Below are 18573 nucleotides of genomic sequence, written 5' to 3'. Positions count from 1 at the left end.
CGGAACAACCACAAGTGAATCCGTGATTACTTTCGAGAACTACTATATGATGATTCTCAAAAGTTTTTTCCGAAGGGAGTCGCACTGCCGGACAAGCCGGTCCCGCGTTCGCGGGACACTCATAAGTCAATCTGCGATTACCTTCGAGAACTGCTATATAAGCTCTGAAAGAGCCGATCTGTGACTTTCCCCTACCCCGCCCCTGCAATTCCTGAAACCTGAGGGATCGCGAAACCATTTCAGTGCCATTGTTTTGACTTAACCGATAGTTTGGCATAAGCTTAGTGTCTAACGGTTTATGCCACGGAGCAGCGACCCCGCCGAGGATGGCTTTCTTCCGGGAAAACCCGCATGCAGGATAGAGACAAAACCCGAGAACAGCTCTTGGACGAACTCAAGGATTTGCGGAGCAAGCTCTCGGAGCTTCAGGCCGCCCAGGAGCAAAGGAATCACGCGAAGCCGGGGGAAGAAAACGCTCGACAACTGGTGAAACAGACAAATGAGAGATTCGCTGCGCTTCTCAATGCCACTACGGATGTAGCGTGTATCACGGACTCTTCAGGGGTTTATCTTGCTGTGAATGATGCTCTGGCTCAGAGACTGGGGAAAAGGCCGGATGAACTGCTGGGGCAATCGGCCTTCCAATTCTTCCCCCCTGACGTGACCAAACGAAGGCAAAACCGACTCGCAAGGGTGATTCGCACAGGCAAACCTCTCCGGGAAGAACAAGAGAACCGTGGCCGCGTCTTTGATGAGAGCATTTATCCTATTTTGGACTCACAAGGCACCGTCACGGCCTTGGCTGTTTTCGCCCGTGATATCACGGAGCAAAAGCGGGCGGAGGTGGCTTTACGTCAGGCGCACGATGAACTCGAAAAGAGAGTCCGGGTACGCACAGCGGAATTGTCGAAAGCCAACGCCCAACTAAGAAATGAGATCTCGCGGCGAGAGAAAATACAGGATGAGCTGGCGAAAAGTGAATTGCTCCACCGGATGCTCGTAGAGACGGCCAAAGACCTCATCTGGTCGGTTGACTTGAATCTCAAATATACATACATCAGTCCCTCCGTCCATGAAGTCCTCGGTTATACTGTCGAAGAGATCATGTCATTGAACCCTCTCGACGTCCTGACCCCGCAATCTCGTGAACTCGTCCTCAGTGCTTTGGAGGAAGAACTGGGCTTGGAAAAACCTAAGCCCAGGGACAGGTTCGTCTCCCGCACCGTGACGGTCGAACATTACCACAAGAACGGGACCATCGTGTGGTTCGAGATCACCACCTCTTTTTTGCGTGACGAGAACGGAACCCCTGTGGGCATAATCGGCATCTCCCGGGACATCACCCAGCGCAAACGTCAAGAAGAGGCCTTGAGGGAAAGCAAAGATACCATCGAGGCCTTACTTAACGGCACAACCGACCATGCCCTGTTGCTCGATCCTGAAGCAAATTTTCTGGCTTTGAACGAAGCCGCCGCCAGGAGAATTGGGAAACCGGTGAGCGAATTGATAGGCAAAAAAGCGCTGAATTACCTCCCTACGGGAGTGCGGGAAATTAGAGAGAGCTGGCTTGACAAGGCGGTTCAATCCGGCGCGGGTGTCCGATTCCACGATGAATGCGCCGGACGTTTTTTTGACAACTCTGTTTATCCCATTTTGGATGACAGCGGAAATGTCAAGGCAGTCGCCATTTTCGACCGTGATATAACAGACCGCAAAATAGCGGAAGATCAGCTCAGGGAATCCCTAAAGGAGAACGAAGTCCTGTTGCGGGAAGTCCACCACAGGGTCAAGAACAATCTTCAGGTTGTATCGAGCCTGCTGAATCTACAATCTCGAGATTCGAAAACAAAGACATACGAACAGATGTTTTCGGAGAGCCGCAGCCGCATCCAATCAATGGCGCTCATCCACGAGAAACTCTACCGGGCAAGCGACCTGGCCCACATTGACTTCAAGGAATATATCCGCAGTCTTCTGGCTGACCTGTTCCACTCTTTCGGCGCGAACTCAAACCAGGTTGTTGTGAAGCTTGACATCGAAGTCGTTCCATTGACGGTAGACATCGCAACTCCATGTGCACTTATTGCCAATGAGCTGGTCTCCAATTGCCTTAAGCATGCTTTCCCGGACGGCAGGCCCGGCACGATTCGATTCTTTTTTGCGTCCAGTGACGATCGGTTCGATCTGATTGTTTCCGACAACGGGGTCGGCCTCCCCGAAAACGTTGATCTCAATAGCCCACAAACCTTGGGCTTGCGCCTCGTCAACATCCTGGTCAAGCAACTGGGGGGGCGAATGGAGGTCCGTCGGTCAAAGGGAGCTGAGGTCAGAATACACTTCAAGAGATTGACAAACGAGACGCTCGATGCGAGGCAACTGAGCCGATGGTGTGAAGGCCTCTCGTAAGTTCGGAAGCGTCCGCTGTGAAAGGAGCAACAGTGCAGCAAGCCGGCATACTGGAAGAACTGTATGAGCGAGTCATTGCCCAGGGGGTATGCGCTGCCTGTGGCGCATGCGTCGGACAATGCCCTTACCTCACGAAATTCAAGGGCAAAACGGTTAAATTGGATTCATGCACCCGATCCGAGGGCCGATGCTACGCGTACTGCCCCGCCGTGTCCTTCGACGAGGCTGTTGTCGCACGAGAGGTCTTTGCCGCCCAGTACGACGGGGACGGCCTAGGCAATTGGATTGAAGCCAAAGCATCCCGATCGACCTCCGGTGAAATAGCTTCGGTTGCGCAAGCCGGCGGCACAGTCACCTCCTTGATGGTCATGGCGTTGGAAAAAGGTCTCATCGACGCGGCTGTCCTCACCGCTTCCGGCGGTCCCGATGGGTTTGCCCGTGGGGTGGTTGCAACTACTGCTGACGAAATAAAAGCCTGCACAGGATCGAAGTTCATCGGGGCCCATTCTTTGGAGGCTTTGCGACAGGCTTTGGACAGAGGTTTCAATCGAATCGGAGTGGTCGGACTTCCCTGTCAAATCAGGTCGGTTCGTAAAATGCAGGTCTATGACCTGAAAAAGGAAAACCTTAAAGGACGAATCGTGCTCCTGGTGGGGCTGTTCTGCAACTGGACGTTTTCAGCGCGGGAATTCAACTCACTTCTCTCCATGCGATGGCCCAATAAGGAGATCAAGAAATATGACATTCCTCCGCCGCCGGCAAATACTCTGAACATTGAAACCGCGGACGGAGTGGAATCCATCTCCCTTGACGAACTCCGCCCTCTGATTCAAAGCGCTTGTCAACGATGCCCTGACATGACTTCTGAATTTGCCGACATATCGGTAGGCATGTTCGAGGGCAGGCCCGGGTGGAATACCATGCTAATCAGGACAAAAACCGGAATGAATTCGGTGAAAACCGCGGAAGAAAGCCTAATCCTGGCGATCGAGCCTTTTCCGGAAGAGAATCTCGCCCATTTGAGGCAGGCTTCCTTGAACAAGAGAAGCCGAGCAATGTCGGCCCAACCATGATTTAAGTAAGGTTTGGAGGCCTTAATGAGGGATGAAATAAAGAAGGAGCTTGCGAAAATAGTCGGTCCGGATCGGGCCACTGATGCGCCTGAACATCTTGTGACTTATTCGTTCGATGCCTATACCGAAGAGCATCTTCCGGAGATCGTACTCTTTCCTGTTACTACGGAAGAAGTATCGGCCATCATGAAAGTTGCATACCGGGAAGACGTTCCCGTGACTCCGAGGGGAGGAGGCAGCAACCTGGCCGGGGAAAGCATCCCGATTCGGGGCGGTATTGTCGTCTGCCTGACCAAAATGGACAAAATTCTCGCAATTGATACAGGTAGCCTTACGGCCACGGTACAGCCCGGAGTGGTGAATCTCGATCTTCAGAAGGCGGTTGAAAAGCTCGGCTTTATGTATCCGCCGGACCCGGCTTCCTGGGCTGTGGCCACCATGGGGGGCACGGTGGCAACCAACGCGGGAGGACCTCGGACTCTGAAGTACGGCGTGACCAAGGACTATTTGCTGGGGCTGACTGTTGTCCTCGCCAACGGTGATGTGCTGAAGACAGGTGGACGCACTCTGAAGAACGTGACGGGGTACAACCTGACAACGCTTCTGTGCGGTTCAGAAGGCACCCTTGGGATCATCACGGAAATAATAGTACGCCTGGTCCCCAGGCCGCTCGCAAGTCGGACGGTTCGGGCCGACTTCGTCAAGCTCGAAGATTGCTCCGATGCGGTGTCAGCCATCCTGGCCGGCGGCATCATTCCCGCCTCGCTGGAGCTTATGGATCAGTTCACAGTAAGAGCGGTTGAGAAATCCTTCAACTTGGGACTGCCAGTTGATGTGGAAGGAATACTCCTCATTCAGGTGGACGGCGGTCCTGAAACCCTGGAACGAGAGGTCAAGCAGATTGAAGCTGTTCTCAAGGAAAAGCACGCGGTAAACATCGTCAGCGCCGCGGACGCTGCCGAAGCGGACCGTTTGTGGTTGGCCCGACGATCCGCGGGGACTGCCTTGATGCGGATCAAGCCGAACATTGTAACGGAAGACGTTACAGTGCCGGTTTCCAATCTCACCGCGATGATAAGGAAGGTCGTGGAAATCTGCGAGCGCAACGGGATTTCCGTAGGTGTGTTCGCGCATGCAGGCGATGGGAATCTTCATCCCTGCATGGTGTTCGATCGGCGAGATGAAGAAGAATACCAAAGAGTCCTAAAGGCCTGTGACGAACTGGTTCCCGAAGCATTGGCCCTGGGCGGGACCCTTTCAGGCGAACACGGTATCGGGCTGGCCAAGGCACCCTTCATGCCACTGGCAATGGATAGCGTCGCGCTCAGAGTGATGCACGGCATTAAGGACTACTTCGATCCAAAAGGAATTCTCAATCCGGGCAAGTTCGTCTGAGCCTCAAAGGCCCGCCAATCCATTGGCTTTGACAATAGAAGCAGATAGGTAGACAACCCATGTTTTCCCAGGCAATCGAACAAGATCTGCACCACTGTCGTAAATGCGGGATGTGCCAGCAGGTGTGCCCCACCTACAAGATTACCAGGCAGGAATACTTTGCCCCGAGGGGGAGAGCGCAGATCGTGAAGCATTATCTGGAAGGCGACCTGAAGATCTCTCCCAGAGTGGAACAGGCCTTGATGAGCTGCATGTTGTGCGACGCCTGCGCAGCCTTTTGTCCGTCCGGCGTTCGGATCGACAGGCTGTTCAGAAACATGCGACTGGAACTTGACCATATTTTCGGCAAGCCATTTTCCAAGAGGATCCTTTTCTCGGCCCTGAGCAAGAGTTCGCGAGCCTGGAAAGCTTCGGCCGCAGCTCGAGCAGGGCAAAGCCTTCTTGTGGACACACTGGGATTGCAGTTGAAGGTCGGCAACATCCCAATCGAGAAATTGCCAAGGCCTAACAAAAAGCCTTTCCGGCAAACAACACCGGAAAAGCTGTCGCCTAAAAACAAAAAGGTCGGTCGAGTCGCATATTTTGTAGGTTGCGCTACGGACCTGATCTACGGCGATGTGGGAAACGCGATGCTGGAAGTATTGCTTCGATTGGGCATAGAAGTGGTAGTTCCGCAGGATCAGGTGTGCTGCTCCGCTCCGATGTTCCTCAGCGGCGCGGCCAAACAGGCGTTGCCGAATATCTTCAAGAACCTGGATATTTTCGATAGCGTTGACGTTGACGCGATAGTGGTAGATTGCGCCACCTGCGGTTCAGCCTTGAAGAAAGGCATTCCGGAACTTCTCGAAGATCTGGGCATGGACGCGGAAAAGTCGAAAAGGGTCGCGGCAAAGGTGAAAGACATCTCGCAAATTGTGGCCGAGCACGTCGACGATTTGCCGATTCAAGACTCGTGTTCCGGTGAACCTCTTTCCGTGACCTACCATGATCCGTGTCACCTGATCCGTGGCATGGGCGTTAGTGAAGAGCCCAGGAAAATACTGCGATCTCTTCCCGGTGTAAGTCTGGTGAACATGGAAGGAGCGAACGAATGTTGCGGCGGCGGGGGCTCGTACCAATTCGATAACGTCGATCTCTCACGGGAAATTACCTTAAAGAAGAAACACAACATATTTGCAACCGGCGCGAAAATAGTGGCCACAGGATGTCCCGGCTGCCGCCTTACCCTTGCCGGGAACCTCTCCGACGACGATTGCACGGAAGTCGTGCATACAATAGAGCTTGTCAGGAGGTCCCTTGCCAAGGAGCCGGAATAGCGAGAAAAGTTAAAGGCTCGTGGTCTTCTCGTTCCCAGGCTCCAGCCTGGGAATGTCTGCTGTCCGGGCTCCGGCCCGGAAATTCCGGCGCATTTCCTCAGGGGGTCATAATGGAGGCGGGAGCCTCCCGGTATGCGTTCCCAAATAGCGAGAAAAGTTAAAAGGCTCGTGGGCACCATTTTGCCGGTATGACGAGAAACCGGGTAGGTTATCGTTGACACGCAAACCAGTGGTGGCGTATCCTCCCAAACAGGCTAGAACGCATGTAGATGTTGCCAAAGGTTTTGTCGGAACAGCGCGACTGAGCTGTCGGCAAAAAAGACCTCAATCTTAGGCATCCCTTTTAGCAACCAGCCCAAAAAGGCGGGTACGGCCCGCTACAGGATAGGTCTCGCCCAATCGTAGTCGGCGGGCCGTGCCCGCCGACCCTGATTGTTGGCGACAACCTTGATCGTGTAGCATTTTAGGGCATCTGTCCTGGCAATATGTGTAAGCCGAAAACTTTCCGAACCAACTGTTCCGCTAAAGTATGTTTGCAGTCATATCAGTGTGATTATTCCGCGAATACGGGATTCAGGTGCTCCGATATTCTTCGTCTAATGGGGAGTTATTGAGCGGCCGAACTACGGTTGCATTTGGAGTAAAGCTTTCACACAAGGAGGCATAAAATGCGGTTCAGTGCTAGATGCCGATATGCCGGGCTGGTCTTGGGCCTCGCGGCAGTCATGGTTTTCTCGGTTACCTTGGTGGCCTCAGCTGCGGAGAAACCGATCAAGATCGGAATGATTGACTGCTACACCGGAGGAGCGGCGGCGTTTACCAAGCCTGCCCTCATAGGTTGGCAAATGGTGGTTGAAGAGATCAATGCAAAAGGGGGGATCAATGGCCGAAAGATAGAGATCCTGACCCGTGACGACAAGTTCAAGGCGGATGAAGCCCTCGCGCACGCCAGAGAGTTGACCCTCAAAGAAAACGTCGATTTCCTTGCCGGGACCGTAAATAGCAGTGGCGCCCTTGCTGTTTCCGAGTTCGCTAAGCAGAAGAAGAAGCTTTTCATGGTTCACATTTCCAGGAGTCACCGGATCACCGGCGACAAGGGCCACAAATATGTGTTCCGAGGATGCCCCAGCGCTGCTATTGAAGGGCTGGCGGGAAGCCGATATGCGTCCCAGCAACCTTATAAGAACTGGTACATTATTGGCGATGATTATGAATACGGCCACTCGATTGCCGAGAATTTCTGGGACGGACTGAAAAAGATAAAGCCTGACGTGGAAAAAGTCGGCGATGTGTGGCCCAAGGTTGGAGAGACCGATTATACTCCTTATCTGACGGCTTTGGCCGCGAAGAAACCCGACGCTGTGTACGCGGCTTTCGGGGCTTCCGGACTGATTGCTTTCATGAAGCAGGCCAAGCTCTTTGGCCTTTTCGAGCAATTTCCGGTATACGCCTTTGCCCTGTCAGACTCGCTGTTCCCTAAAGCTCTGAAGGAAGACATGCCTATAGGCGCGTACGGCGGGGTAAATTACCTTTGGTACTATCCGGATACCCCACAAAACAAGGAATTTGTGAAACAATATCTCGACTTCACTACCAAGGCCGGCGCGCCCGATCCCTATCCCTCGGGAATTGGGAGTTTTGCGGGCTACTGCTGTGCCAAGTTCCTCACCGAGGCGATACGAAAAGCCGGGACCACGGACACTGAGAAAGTAATCGCGGCTCTGGAAGGTCTCACCATTGACACGCCAATTGGCAAGATCAAGATGCGAGAGTGCGATCATCAGGCGGAAACTCCGGCTTTTTGGGGGAAAATAGTCAAGGTCGATGGGTTTCCGTTCCCCGTGATCAAAGATGTGGTCACTACCCCGGCGGGAGAGACGATGCCTTCCTGCGCAGAGATCGCGGAAGCCAGGAAAACAGCCAAGTAGACGACACAGCGACAAGTCGGTCCCGGTTCCTGGATCGATTGTTATAAGCTTTCATACGGATTCGCTTTCAAACGGTGAAGATTGTTTGATCCAAAATCAGCACGGACCTAAGGTCGCTTAGGTCCGTGCGGGATCTACCTGATCCTTCAGTGTTTGAACGCGATCGGGTATCAGACAGGGAATCCGCGAGGGAAACCCTTTTGTGCAAGCAAGCTTCCCTCTGAATTTCCCGGTCTGAAAGCTCATTCGTATCTGTTCACAATCACGGAAGGGACCCTCACTCTGCCCTCTCTCGGCAGTAAAGGGAACCCAAAGGCCCACGTAATTGCTCCACTTTCCCTCTGGGAGGGAATCGGAGTGAGGACGGCAAGCGCATTTGCTTGAGCCCACATTGGTGTGACTTCATGAGTATAGACCCTTCAATGTTGGTGGCGCAGTTCGTCAGCGGGTTATGTCGCGGCATGATCCTGTTCCTTATGGCCTCCGGCCTTACCCTGGTATTCGGGGTGATGCGCGTAATAAATTTTGCTCATGGGTCTTTCTACATGTTGGCCGCCTATATGGCCTATTCTCTCACCCAGCTTTTCATGGGGGCCGGCTATGGATTCTGGATTGCGTTGATCGTGGTACCGTGCGCGATAGGCGTTGTCGGAGGAGCTGTGGAATATTTCCTGCTGCGAAGGATCTACGAGAAGGAGCATTTGCTGCAGATTCTTCTGACCTATGCGCTGATATTCATTTTCAACGATGCCGTCAAGCTGCTCTGGGGATCGGACATGAGGATCGTGAGAATGCCCCCGCAGCTTGAAGGGTCAGTGAACCTCTTGGGGCAGGCCTTTCCTGCTTATTACTTTTTCATAATAGGCACAGGCCTGGCTGTGGCAGTGGGCATGTGGTTCATTCTGAACACCACCAAGCTCGGCAAGCTGATGAGGGCGGCTTCGGAACAGGGCGATATGGTCGGCTTGCTGGGCTACAATGTGGGGACTTTGTTCACTTTGGTCTTCATGGTGGCTACGGGTCTGGCGGGGCTGGCCGGTGTTGTAATTGCGCCTACCGTCAGGCTGGCTCTAGGAATGGACGTTTTGATCATCATCGAATGCTTTCTGGTGGTCATAATCGGGGGCTTGGGAAACGTATGGGGAGCACTCCTTGCCGCTCTTATAACCGGCCAAACCTACGCTTTCGGCATACTGGTTCTGGAAAAGTATGCCATGGCTTTTCTCTTTGCTTTGGCCGCCTTGATCATAATATTCAGGCCTTCAGGCCTGCTGGGTAAAACGACTAGGTAACTGAGACCAATGCGCAATCAAAGAAGTAACATCCAAAGTCGCGGGCGCATGGAGTGTTCTCAAAAAAATCCCCCCAACCCCCCTTTAGCAAAGGGGGGTAACATTCTGGCTTCCCCCCCTTCTTTAAAGGGGGGAAGGGGGGATTTTGACCGACGGCCTCACTTTTGCTCCCATCCAGATCACTTCTTCGAATGCGAATTGGGGTGAGACAGAATTCATGAAGCTCGGAACCGTCGGGAAGATTTGCTGGGGATTAGCTCTGGGGGCTGTTTTTATTGCGCTGCCTTTCGTGGTGGAGTCGGTTTCGCAATACTATTTATATCTAATAACTAAAATACTCGTCTGGACCCTGTTTGCCATGAGTTTCAATCTGGTGCTCGGGTACGGGGGTATGATGTCGTTCGGCCACGCGGCTTTTTTCGGTGCGGGCGCGTACGCGTGCGGCTTGCTCCTGGTGAAAACCTCGTGCCCGACGGTTGTAGCGTTCCTGGCCGCTCCGCTGGCGGCTTCGGTGGTCGGGGGCATGATAGGCTATTTCTGTGTAAAAATAAGGGGCACGTTCTATTTTGCCACCCTTACACTATCCTTCTCGCAACTCCTTTACATCCTGGTCTACAAATGGCGGAGCTTTACGTACGGCGACGACGGCATCCAGGGAATACCGGTTCCCGAGCTGCTTTCCACACTTGAATCCTATGTGAATTATTACTTCTTCGCGCTGGCGGTCACACTGGTATGCATTTACGTTTTGTGGCGGATTACGAAATCCCCCTTCGGGCTGATTCTGCGGACTATGCGAGAAAACACGGAACGCGCCAATTTTATTGGCGTGAATGTAAACAACTACAGGCTCGTGGCCTTTGTGGTATCCGCTTTCTTCTCAGGCGTTGCAGGAGCGCTGTTCACTTTTCTCGAAACATCTTTGTCACCTGAAATCCTCTTCTGGAGTTCCTCAGGCGAAGTCATACTCATGGGATTGCTCGGCGGCATGCACCTTTTCTTGGGCCCGGCGCTCGGCGCGGCAATAATGGTGCTCCTGAACAGTTTTCTCACCTCTTACACTCAGTATTGGGGAATGGTCCTGGGCGTGACTCTAGTTTTGATAGTTTTGTTCTTCCCTGAAGGCGTCGGCGGCCTCATCAAAGAAAAGCTCGGATTCTCTTCCAAAAGGAAAAAGGTTTAAATGGCTATCCTGGAACTGAAGGGCCTCACGAAAACATTCGGTGGTGTTGTTGCCGTTGGAGGAGTTGACCTCAGTGTGGAACAGGGCCGAATCTACAGTGTTATCGGCCCCAATGGAGCGGGAAAGACCACGCTCTTCAACATGATAAGCGGATTCTACCTTTGCGACCGCGGGCAGGTCATTTTCAAAGGCCGGGACGTGACCGGGTTCAAGCCGGAACAGACTGTCAAACTGGGCATGGGCAGATCCTTTCAGGTGACGAAGATCTTTCCGAAGCTGACGGTGTTTGAAAACGTGCAGGCCGCGGTTCTGTTCAACCAGGGACAAGGCCTGAACCTGTTTTCGGACTCCACCAACATGGCTCACGAAGAAACCCGGGCCGTGCTGGCTCAGGTGAATCTGCTCCACAAAGCGGACGAACTTGCCGGAGTGCTTTCTGCAGGCGACATGAAAAGGTTGGAGTTGGGCATTGTCCTGGGCACGCGGCCTGAAATGATACTCCTGGACGAGCCGACCTGCGGGATGTCCGCCACCGAGACAACGGGCACTATCGATCTTATTCGGAAAATAAACCGCGACACCGGGACGACGGTCTTGTTTACCGAACATAAGATGGACATGGTCTTTTCGGTATCCGCGCACATTACCGTGATGAATTTCGGCGTGGTGATCGCCTCAGGATCTCCGGAGGAGGTCCACAACGATAAGAGGGTCCGGGAAATATATCTGGGCGAGGGCTGATGTTTCTAGAAGTAAACAAAATCAACACTTTTTATGACATTTTCCAGGCTGTTTTCGATGTCTCCGTGCAGCTCGACAAAGGCGAGGTTGTTTGCCTTCTGGGAAGGAACGGAGCCGGCAAGACAACCACCTTGAGCAGCATAGTCGGCCTGAACCCACCGAAGTCGGGAAGTGTCAAGTTCAAAGGCGTGGATCTGACGGGGAAAAAACCCTACGAGATCGCGCGCATGGGAATGGGATTCGTGCCTGAGAACCGGTGGATCTTCAGCGAGCTGACGGTCAAAGACAATTTGGAGCTTGGTTGCCGCGGAAAGAACTCCAGGCAGGTTTCGGCAGCCCTGGAAAGAATTTACTCGCTTTTCCCCAGGCTCAAGGACCTGATGAATCGAGCCGGCGGGACCTTGAGCGGCGGTGAACAGCAGATGCTCACCATAGCGCGTTCTCTCATGGGAGAACCGGAGCTGCTGTTGCTCGACGAGCTGACAATCGGACTCGCGCCCATCGTGGTACAACTGCTCAAACGCCAGATCGAGAAACTCAAATCAGAGCGGCTGACCATATTATTGACCGAACAGAACGCTCTATTCGCGCTTGACGTGAGCGACCGCGCGTATGTAATCGACAAAGGCACAATAGTCTACGAAGGGACCGTTCAGAGCCTCAGACAGGACCAGGAGCTTATGACCAAGTACCTGGGGGTTTGATTCCGAGGTGCGCGGCTGGATCAGCGCGGAGGATGCGGTGACCAACGGGAACCGCATCGTTCCTCTCGTTCCCAGGCTCCAGCCTGGGAATGTCTGCCGTCCGGGCTCCGGCCCGGAAATTCCGGAGTATTTCTTCAGAGGGCTCTAATGGAGGCTGGAGCCACCCGGTATGCGTTCCCAGGCTGGAGCCTGGGAACGAGGCCGAACCTGTGTAGAACCGGAGATTTGCCATGAAAAATTACCGCACTCCCGCGATCGCGAAGCAATGGTTGGCGGTGGTTTTTGTCTTGGCCTTGCAGTTGTGGGTCGGGGTCGGAAGGGCAGCGCCCTTCCTCGATGAGCAACTCATCGACGCAGCAAGCAAAGGGGATCTGGAGTGGGTCAAGAGTCGTATTGACATGGGAGCTGACGTCAATGCAAAGGATCAGCATTGCTGGACGGCACTGATGATGGCTGCCAAACGGGGGCACGCGTACGTGGTGAAACTCCTTCTGGATAGGGGCGCTGAGGTCAATGACAAGGCTGCAAGAGGAGAAACGGCGCTGATGGAGGCTTCCAGAAGGGATCGCGTAGAGATAGTCAACCTGCTTTTGAAAAAGGGAGCCCATCTCAGTGCCAAGGATGACCTGGGCAGGACGGCATTGATGATCGCTACCGAGAACGGTCACAGCCGGATCATAGAACTTCTCAAAGCCCACGGAGCGGGGTCTCTGCAAGAGCAACTCGTGGACGCTGCAAAGATCGGCGATCTGGCGGCGGTCAAAACCCTTTTGGCTAAAGGCGCTGACGCAAATGGACAGGACCACGATGGACAAACGGCTCTGACAGAGGCGTCCTTTGCGGGACATCTCAATGTGGTCGAGTTTCTTTTGGCTAAGGGCGCTGAAATCAGTGGAACAAATGACGATGGCTTCACAGCTCTGATAGGGGCTGCGCCGAAGGGTCACATGGAAATAGTGCGGCTACTCCTGAACAAGGGCGCTGATATCAATGCAAAGAGCAATCGGGGCGTCACAGCCTTGCAACTAGCTGCAACGGAAGGTCACTCGGAGCTTTTGAGGCTCTTTCTGGAAAAGGGCGCTGATATCAATGCGAAGGACACATTTGGATTCACAGCGTTAATGAACGGGGCCAGTAACGGTGACCTAAAGGTGGTGAGGCTACTGTTGGATAAGGGCGCTGATGTCAATGCAAAGAGCAAGGATGGCTTCACAGCCTTGGAACTGGCTGCTGCAGAAGGTCGCTTGGAGGTGGTGACGCTACTTTTGAATAGGGGGTCTGATATCAATGCGAAGGATCAGCAAGGCGGGACAGCCCTGATGGCTGCTGCGAAGAACGGTCGCCTGGCGGTGGCCAGATTGCTTGTGGACAAGGGCGCCGATTTAGGAGCCAGGACCCTGAAAAACATGACCGCCCTAAAGATCGCAGAAGCGGGAGATCAGAAAGAGATCGTAAAATACCTCAAGGCAGTTGGGGCAAAGGAATAGCGCGTAGGATGCGGTGACCGTCGGGAACCGCATCGGTGGCCTTGTGGGGCTCTTTTCACGCGAGCGATGCGGTTCGCTTCGCTCACCACATCCTACCCGGCTCGGGCTGGCGACACATCTCGGTACGGCGCGGTTCGTGAACCGCCCGAAACCAGGGCGCTTCTCGAAGCGCCCCTACAGCGGAATCTGTGTATGCCGGAGTTTTGAAGAAGTCACGGGCGGCGTGTTGGCGACCTGCTAGGGACAACATTTTGGCTTCGGAGGAGTTTATCTTCTCGTTCCCAGGCTGGAGCCTGAGGACGAGAGTGAAATCAGCGAAGAAAGGGTTTGGCTTTGAAGATGAATGGACGGCGTATTGAATGCAAAAAGATGTTGCTGGTCGGCCTGTTGTTAGGACTGTTGTCTTGGGCTGCTCCTGTCGCCGGTTCCGACAACATCGACGAACTGACGAGCGCGTGTTCTTTCGGAAAAATTGAGAAGGTGACCCAGCTCCTCAACGAGGGAGTTGATGTCAACGGTCGAGACAAGGCGGGCGACACTCCTCTCACGCATGGGGTGCGCAGAGACAAACCCGCGATTGTCGGGCTTCTTTTGGATAAGGCCGCGGATCCGAATCTCAAGGACACAGTGGGCGATCCGCCTCTATTAGTGGCCTTGAAGACCTGGAAGAATATTGGCATTGTGAAGTTGCTCTTGGAAAAGGGAGCCGATCCCAATATAGCCGGCCAAATGGGCGACACGCCTTTGATCGAAGCCGCAAGGTGGGGCAATACGGAACTGGTGACCCTTCTTCTCCAACATGGCGCTGACGTCAACAAAAAGGGCCATCTTGGGGCCACTCCTTTGATCGCCGCGTGCATAACCACGTCCGCGGGGCGTACTCCAACGCTCAAGGCCCTCATCGACGGTGGGGCAGATGTGACGCTAAAGGATCAGTTTGGATTTACTGCCCTCACGGTCGCCAGGAGGAATAAGAATGAAGAGTTGGTGAAATTCCTCACTGAGCGCGGGGTGAAAGAATAGGCGGCCCGTCCTGACTTATCTGGCTGTGGTCCGTCCCAGATCTGCGGCGATTCCCAGGGACCAGCCGGTAAACATGAGAAGCTTTCGGATGTTCTGGTCGACCCAGACGTCTGCGCGGGCTATGGTGCTCATGGAGACGTACACCAGATCGTTAGGTTGCAGCAGGTAATCCGACTCGGAAGTCAACTTAGTTAGGTTCGTGGTCCGGGCGAGGAATCGGCCGTCCGGAGCCTTGGACACCACCAGGACGGTTCTGGGCTCTGCGGTTTCTTTGGTCCCTCCTGCCAGGGCAATTGCTTGCTGAACCGTCAGGCGGGTTTTGGAATTGTATACACCGGGCTTGGCTACCTCGCCGTCAACAAACACCACGTTTCCCAGTATTTCCCTGAGCATAATAGCGATCTTCATCTCCGGGAAAAGCTTCTTGTACGCGTCGTTCACCCGCCGGGAAATCTCGGATACGGTGAACCCTTCCGCGCGCATGCTCGGCACAAGCGGAAGCGATATTTGTCCGTCAGGCAAGATGTTTATGAGCCTCGGCTGCCCGATCGAGCCTGCGGACATGGCCTTTTGCAGCTCATCCATTTTGGCGCTGAATTCCCTGACACTGACCGTAATTTCCGGATCTCGCAGTAAATCCGAATAGAGTTTCGTCAGCATTTGCTTAACTTCGTCCGCGGTCTGGCCGACGACGGAAACGTCGTTCTTTCTGGGAATGCTGATTTTGCCGTCAGGCCTAACTCGGACCGTGCGATTCAGCTCGGGGTGAAAAGCAAATTCCAGGTCAAAGGAGTCCTTGGGTTGCAGCGTATACGGCGTCGGGGTCGTCCCGGGAGCAGTCAGGTAAAGAATTTCCAGGACATCTCCCGCGGCGAGCCGATAGAGAGTTGTGGGGAAAAACTGCGTGACGCGTTTCGCAACCGCCGCGGGGGTCTCATTGACCACAGCGCGATGTAGAGGGATGACACACCCGTTCACCAGAAGCGCGGCAACAGCAACCGCTATGATCCGTCTCATAGTATTGCCGATTCTTCCGGAAGGAATTCTTGTCCGCATGATGCCGCTTCCTGTGGGTGCGGGTATGTCTTGAAAAATGCCCATTCGTGCGGTTACGACCTCTGCCCTGTCAAATGCTAAGCCTCGCAAGCGGCCCTAAAAAGCCGCTTGAACGGAAAACATCAGTCCGTCTCTGTGGAATTGCACGTCCTTTCCCGAGATGTTCTCTTCGGCCAAGCCTTCAAGCGCGTATGCAGCTTTGAGATCCACCGCCACCAATCCTCCCGGCGCCACGGTGAAAGCCACCCCTGTGGTGATATCGTAATAATTCAGGAAATTCGGGGTCATGCCGTACGTCATTCTGCTGAAAAGACCTACGCCGAGGCCGGGAAATCGTTGATCCACGACCGGAAGCCTTCCCTGAACATGCGCGCCGATACAAGGGGTCACCTCGGCCACCACGGCTGTGTCTTCCAAGCCCGATGTCTCGCCTCGAATGCGGAACCGAAAATCCAGGTACCGAAGGTCACCGTGAAGGCCCCCAAACCATCGCGGCCCCACCAGAAAATCCAGGTCATAGCCGAAGCCGAACATGCCATAGCGGGTTTCCGACTTTACTATCGTATTCGGCTCGTACACGTTATTTCTGGTTCTTAATTGCCGTTCCAGTTGCTTCTCTCCGCGGTAAGTCTCGGGGATACTCCCAAACAGTCTTACCAGATGGTGTTCAAGAGGCCGCAGCGAGGCCAATAGTCTGAAAGTGGTGTTTCCGCCCGGTATGCCAAGGTCGTCCCGGAAATCGTTCAATGTGCCCGTTGCCCCTGTTTCTCTTGCAAAACCCGCGCGTCCGTCCATTCGGGTCAGCCACACCTCCACGCCCGCGGAACCAAAGCCGTTCCAATCCAGCGGGTCGCCTGCGGACACCGCAGGGAACGCAATCAGGATGAGCATCATGCCGGCCAGCATCCAGGCCGACAGGACTCGATACCCTTTTCGGAGGACCTCAGCAGGCGGTTCCTGACTTATGGGGCGGAGGCTCACCATAGTGGTCTTCTCCCGAAGTGGCTCGCGGGCACGGGGTCCCAGTAAGGCACCTCCTCTTTGTCGGGTTTCCCTTCCACCCGGGAGCTGTCCTCGCGTCCGGAAGAAACCCTCGAAAACGCGTTCGCGTTGCCAGGCAGCGATTGTGATTCAAATCGGGCATTTGCCGTACGGTCAAGGTTGGCTCCGTTGCCGGTACTCTCTTTGTTTGGAGGGTGCGAAGAGCCCTTCGTCCTATCCGCCTTGGAAGCTAGCTTCCCGCGCTCTGCTGGCGAGAAATAGGCCACTGCGCTGCGCTTGAAGTCTCCGGCTCGTACCAACAAAGGCTTCTTGCCAATCCGCGGCGTATCGCGCAGCATATAGAGACCGTCTCTTATCAAGATCCACGAATCCGAGGACGCGGACTCGTGTCTTGGGGAACCATTGTCTCCGTTTGGATGGGGGCCTCGGGTAGGAACGTTCTTGGGTGCGGATAGCTCGTTTTGAACCAAGACCTGTTCCTTGCCCTTTTTCAAAAACTCCAGGTGCTCCACGAGACATTCCCTCATGGCGCGTTTGACCCCTTGTATTTCCAGGTCCACGGCCCTGACCTCTCTGGCATTTGGTGTAAATTGGACTTCCAGTGCCCTCTTCTTAATTTCCAATTGCACTATCTTTTCCTGAAACTGTGATAAAGAAGGTGTTCCCGCCATACTGCCGTCAGGGACAAACCCGCTGAAAACCCCTTTTCCCTGATCTATCAATTTGAGGACCAGTTCACAGCCATGCTGCTGAAGCTCGATTTTTTGCAACTGTTCAAAAGCAGCCTTTGTCAAAGAAGGGCCATCGAGCCCTGCCTGGTCTCGCGGTTCCTCTCTGGCCGGTCTCGCACCCTGTGCTTCCAGTGTGAGCCTGTGTTCGGCGTAACTGCTGATGTAGGCATCCATCACAGCCTTGAGCAGATCCGGTTCATCCCCTTGAAGACTGAGACTGACTTTGGCCACGCCATTTGAAATCTCTGAATCCACGGACATGGACTTCCGGAGCCAGTCTCTCAAATCCGATGCGCTTGCGGAGTTCGTATAGGCCACTTTCGGCCGACCTGATGTCCTTCCTGTGACTGTCCGGTCCCCACTGAACGCTTCGGGAACGGAGGAAATTTGGCCGTAAACATCCGCGGCAAAAAGCGCCATCATCTCAAGGTTCTTGAACATTGCGACTTCCCTCTCCAGGACGGAAGCGGAAGAACCATTGGCCAAATTGTCCCTCTGGAAAAAAAGAAGCCTGGTTTCCACCCGATAGGAATCCCACAATGCCAAATAACAGATGATGCCCAGCAGTATGAATAGAGTTGCAAGCCCGATGGCGCGCGGAGGTGTAAGGTTGCCCTGGATTCTGATCAGGATTTCCTTGACGGACACATAGCAGTGAACCAACTTTTCCCGAGGGTTCCAGCCTCCGCCTCCGAGTTGCTCGAACGTATGATCGCCCGGGTTGAAGACCAAGTCGCCTATGCTCTGCTCGGGATTCCCTGGCCCAGTGCTTTTCTCGCAAGCCGACTGCAAGGTCAAGTCATCGGGATGGAATACGAGGTCTTCAACAGCCTGGTCCGACGAGCGCGAGCTTGACGGGTCAGACAGGCCCGGACCCTTTCGGGGTCGCGATGATCGTCCAGAGATGCCACGGAGCTTTTTCAAGATCTTGATCATCAGTCTCATGAAGGCCTCACGTCAGCAGCCGCCTTTCTTCTTGAAAGGCGCCGGCTCCGCCGGTCTTCGTACGCGAAGCTCTCGCATCAATGGTCGCTTGCCTTTGAGAGCCGATGACTGTATTATTCCTTGCCAAGCGCCGCCTGGACCTGAGTCGCGGCGTGTTCTTGCGGCTCTCGGCTCCAACGGCATCACGCAAGGTGTGGTATGGCCCAATCAAATTTCAGATCCGCTCCTTTGGACTTGTCACGGTTCAAACACCTGCAAGCACAGATTTGACGGGCAGGGGCTGACACTTGA

General features: G+C 54.2%; 14 protein-coding genes. 11 read left to right on the top strand and 3 right to left on the bottom strand.

Annotated elements, in window-relative coordinates:
- Nucleotides 1-351 precede the first annotated feature (351 nt).
- From HY913_24195 to HY913_24145, 11 genes are all read left to right on the top strand, one after another.
- Nucleotides 352-2406 (top strand): PAS domain-containing protein, encoded by a 2055-nt coding sequence (locus HY913_24195; GenBank protein MBI4966403.1) that lies wholly within the window; start codon nucleotides 352-354, stop codon nucleotides 2404-2406.
- A 17-nt stretch (nucleotides 2407-2423) separates the two neighbouring features.
- Nucleotides 2424-3479 carry a Coenzyme F420 hydrogenase/dehydrogenase, beta subunit C-terminal domain gene (locus HY913_24190; GenBank protein ID MBI4966402.1) on the top strand — a complete coding sequence of 352 codons (1056 nt, stop codon included), beginning with the start codon at nucleotides 2424-2426 and terminating at the stop codon, nucleotides 3477-3479.
- A gap of 24 nt (nucleotides 3480-3503) precedes the next feature.
- The gene (locus HY913_24185; GenBank protein ID MBI4966401.1) at nucleotides 3504-4874 is read left to right on the top strand and encodes an FAD-binding protein; all 1371 of its coding nucleotides are present in this window, start codon (nucleotides 3504-3506) and stop codon (nucleotides 4872-4874) included.
- A gap of 59 nt (nucleotides 4875-4933) precedes the next feature.
- Nucleotides 4934-6190, top strand: coding sequence for a (Fe-S)-binding protein (locus HY913_24180; protein MBI4966400.1), 1257 nt, complete (start codon nucleotides 4934-4936; stop codon nucleotides 6188-6190).
- Between the two features lie 668 nt (nucleotides 6191-6858).
- The gene (locus HY913_24175) at nucleotides 6859-8118 is read left to right on the top strand and encodes an ABC transporter substrate-binding protein (GenBank protein MBI4966399.1); all 1260 of its coding nucleotides are present in this window, start codon (nucleotides 6859-6861) and stop codon (nucleotides 8116-8118) included.
- A gap of 404 nt (nucleotides 8119-8522) precedes the next feature.
- Nucleotides 8523-9410: a branched-chain amino acid ABC transporter permease gene (locus HY913_24170; GenBank protein MBI4966398.1), complete on the top strand. Its 888-nt coding sequence runs from the start codon at nucleotides 8523-8525 to the stop codon at nucleotides 9408-9410.
- A gap of 217 nt (nucleotides 9411-9627) precedes the next feature.
- Nucleotides 9628-10593, top strand: a complete 966-nt coding sequence (locus HY913_24165) for a branched-chain amino acid ABC transporter permease (GenBank protein ID MBI4966397.1) — start codon at nucleotides 9628-9630, stop codon at nucleotides 10591-10593.
- Nucleotides 10594-11334 (top strand): ABC transporter ATP-binding protein, encoded by a 741-nt coding sequence (locus tag HY913_24160; protein MBI4966396.1) that lies wholly within the window; start codon nucleotides 10594-10596, stop codon nucleotides 11332-11334. It begins immediately after the preceding gene.
- Nucleotides 11334-12038: an ABC transporter ATP-binding protein gene (locus tag HY913_24155; GenBank protein MBI4966395.1), complete on the top strand. Its 705-nt coding sequence runs from the start codon at nucleotides 11334-11336 to the stop codon at nucleotides 12036-12038. The genes HY913_24160 and HY913_24155 overlap by 1 nt, the downstream gene beginning before the upstream one ends.
- A gap of 230 nt (nucleotides 12039-12268) precedes the next feature.
- Nucleotides 12269-13525, top strand: coding sequence for an ankyrin repeat domain-containing protein (locus tag HY913_24150; protein ID MBI4966394.1), 1257 nt, complete (start codon nucleotides 12269-12271; stop codon nucleotides 13523-13525).
- Nucleotides 13526-13852: 327 nt separating this feature from the next.
- On the top strand, nucleotides 13853-14548 hold the full coding sequence (locus HY913_24145) for an ankyrin repeat domain-containing protein (GenBank protein MBI4966393.1): 696 nt from the start codon (nucleotides 13853-13855) through the stop codon (nucleotides 14546-14548).
- 15 nt (nucleotides 14549-14563) lie between these two features.
- Here the strand turns inward: HY913_24145 and HY913_24140 are convergent, their stop codons facing one another.
- From HY913_24140 to HY913_24130, 3 genes are all read right to left on the bottom strand, one after another.
- A complete protein-coding gene (locus HY913_24140; GenBank protein ID MBI4966392.1) occupies nucleotides 14564-15604 on the bottom strand; it encodes a polysaccharide biosynthesis/export family protein in 1041 nt (346 codons plus the stop codon).
- A gap of 96 nt (nucleotides 15605-15700) precedes the next feature.
- Nucleotides 15701-16588: a hypothetical protein gene (locus tag HY913_24135; protein MBI4966391.1), complete on the bottom strand. Its 888-nt coding sequence runs from the start codon at nucleotides 16586-16588 to the stop codon at nucleotides 15701-15703.
- Nucleotides 16582-18282, bottom strand: coding sequence for a hypothetical protein (locus tag HY913_24130; protein ID MBI4966390.1), 1701 nt, complete (start codon nucleotides 18280-18282; stop codon nucleotides 16582-16584). Before HY913_24130 ends, HY913_24135 begins: the two co-directional genes overlap by 7 nt.
- Nucleotides 18283-18573: the final 291 nt, after the last annotated feature.

Source organism: Desulfomonile tiedjei (genome assembly GCA_016212925.1).
Taxonomy (GTDB): Bacteria; Desulfobacterota; Desulfomonilia; order Desulfomonilales; family Desulfomonilaceae; genus JACRDF01.
Note: the sequence above shows the minus strand (reverse complement) of the source record. Positions and strands in the feature narration are given on the sequence as shown.

Coding starts and splice junctions, on each gene's coding strand:
- HY913_24195 (MBI4966403.1), top strand. CDS start 352: ATGCAGGATAGAGACAAAACCCGAGAACAGCTCTTGGACGAACTCAAG.
- HY913_24185 (MBI4966401.1), top strand. CDS start 3,504: ATGAGGGATGAAATAAAGAAGGAGCTTGCGAAAATAGTCGGTCCGGAT.
- HY913_24180 (MBI4966400.1), top strand. CDS start 4,934: ATGTTTTCCCAGGCAATCGAACAAGATCTGCACCACTGTCGTAAATGC.
- HY913_24175 (MBI4966399.1), top strand. CDS start 6,859: ATGCGGTTCAGTGCTAGATGCCGATATGCCGGGCTGGTCTTGGGCCTC.
- HY913_24170 (MBI4966398.1), top strand. CDS start 8,523: ATGAGTATAGACCCTTCAATGTTGGTGGCGCAGTTCGTCAGCGGGTTA.
- HY913_24165 (MBI4966397.1), top strand. CDS start 9,628: ATGAAGCTCGGAACCGTCGGGAAGATTTGCTGGGGATTAGCTCTGGGG.
- HY913_24160 (MBI4966396.1), top strand. CDS start 10,594: ATGGCTATCCTGGAACTGAAGGGCCTCACGAAAACATTCGGTGGTGTT.
- HY913_24155 (MBI4966395.1), top strand. CDS start 11,334: ATGTTTCTAGAAGTAAACAAAATCAACACTTTTTATGACATTTTCCAG.
- HY913_24150 (MBI4966394.1), top strand. CDS start 12,269: ATGAAAAATTACCGCACTCCCGCGATCGCGAAGCAATGGTTGGCGGTG.
- HY913_24140 (MBI4966392.1), bottom strand. CDS start 15,604: ATGCGGACAAGAATTCCTTCCGGAAGAATCGGCAATACTATGAGACGG.
- HY913_24135 (MBI4966391.1), bottom strand. CDS start 16,588: ATGGTGAGCCTCCGCCCCATAAGTCAGGAACCGCCTGCTGAGGTCCTC.
- HY913_24130 (MBI4966390.1), bottom strand. CDS start 18,282: ATGAGACTGATGATCAAGATCTTGAAAAAGCTCCGTGGCATCTCTGGA.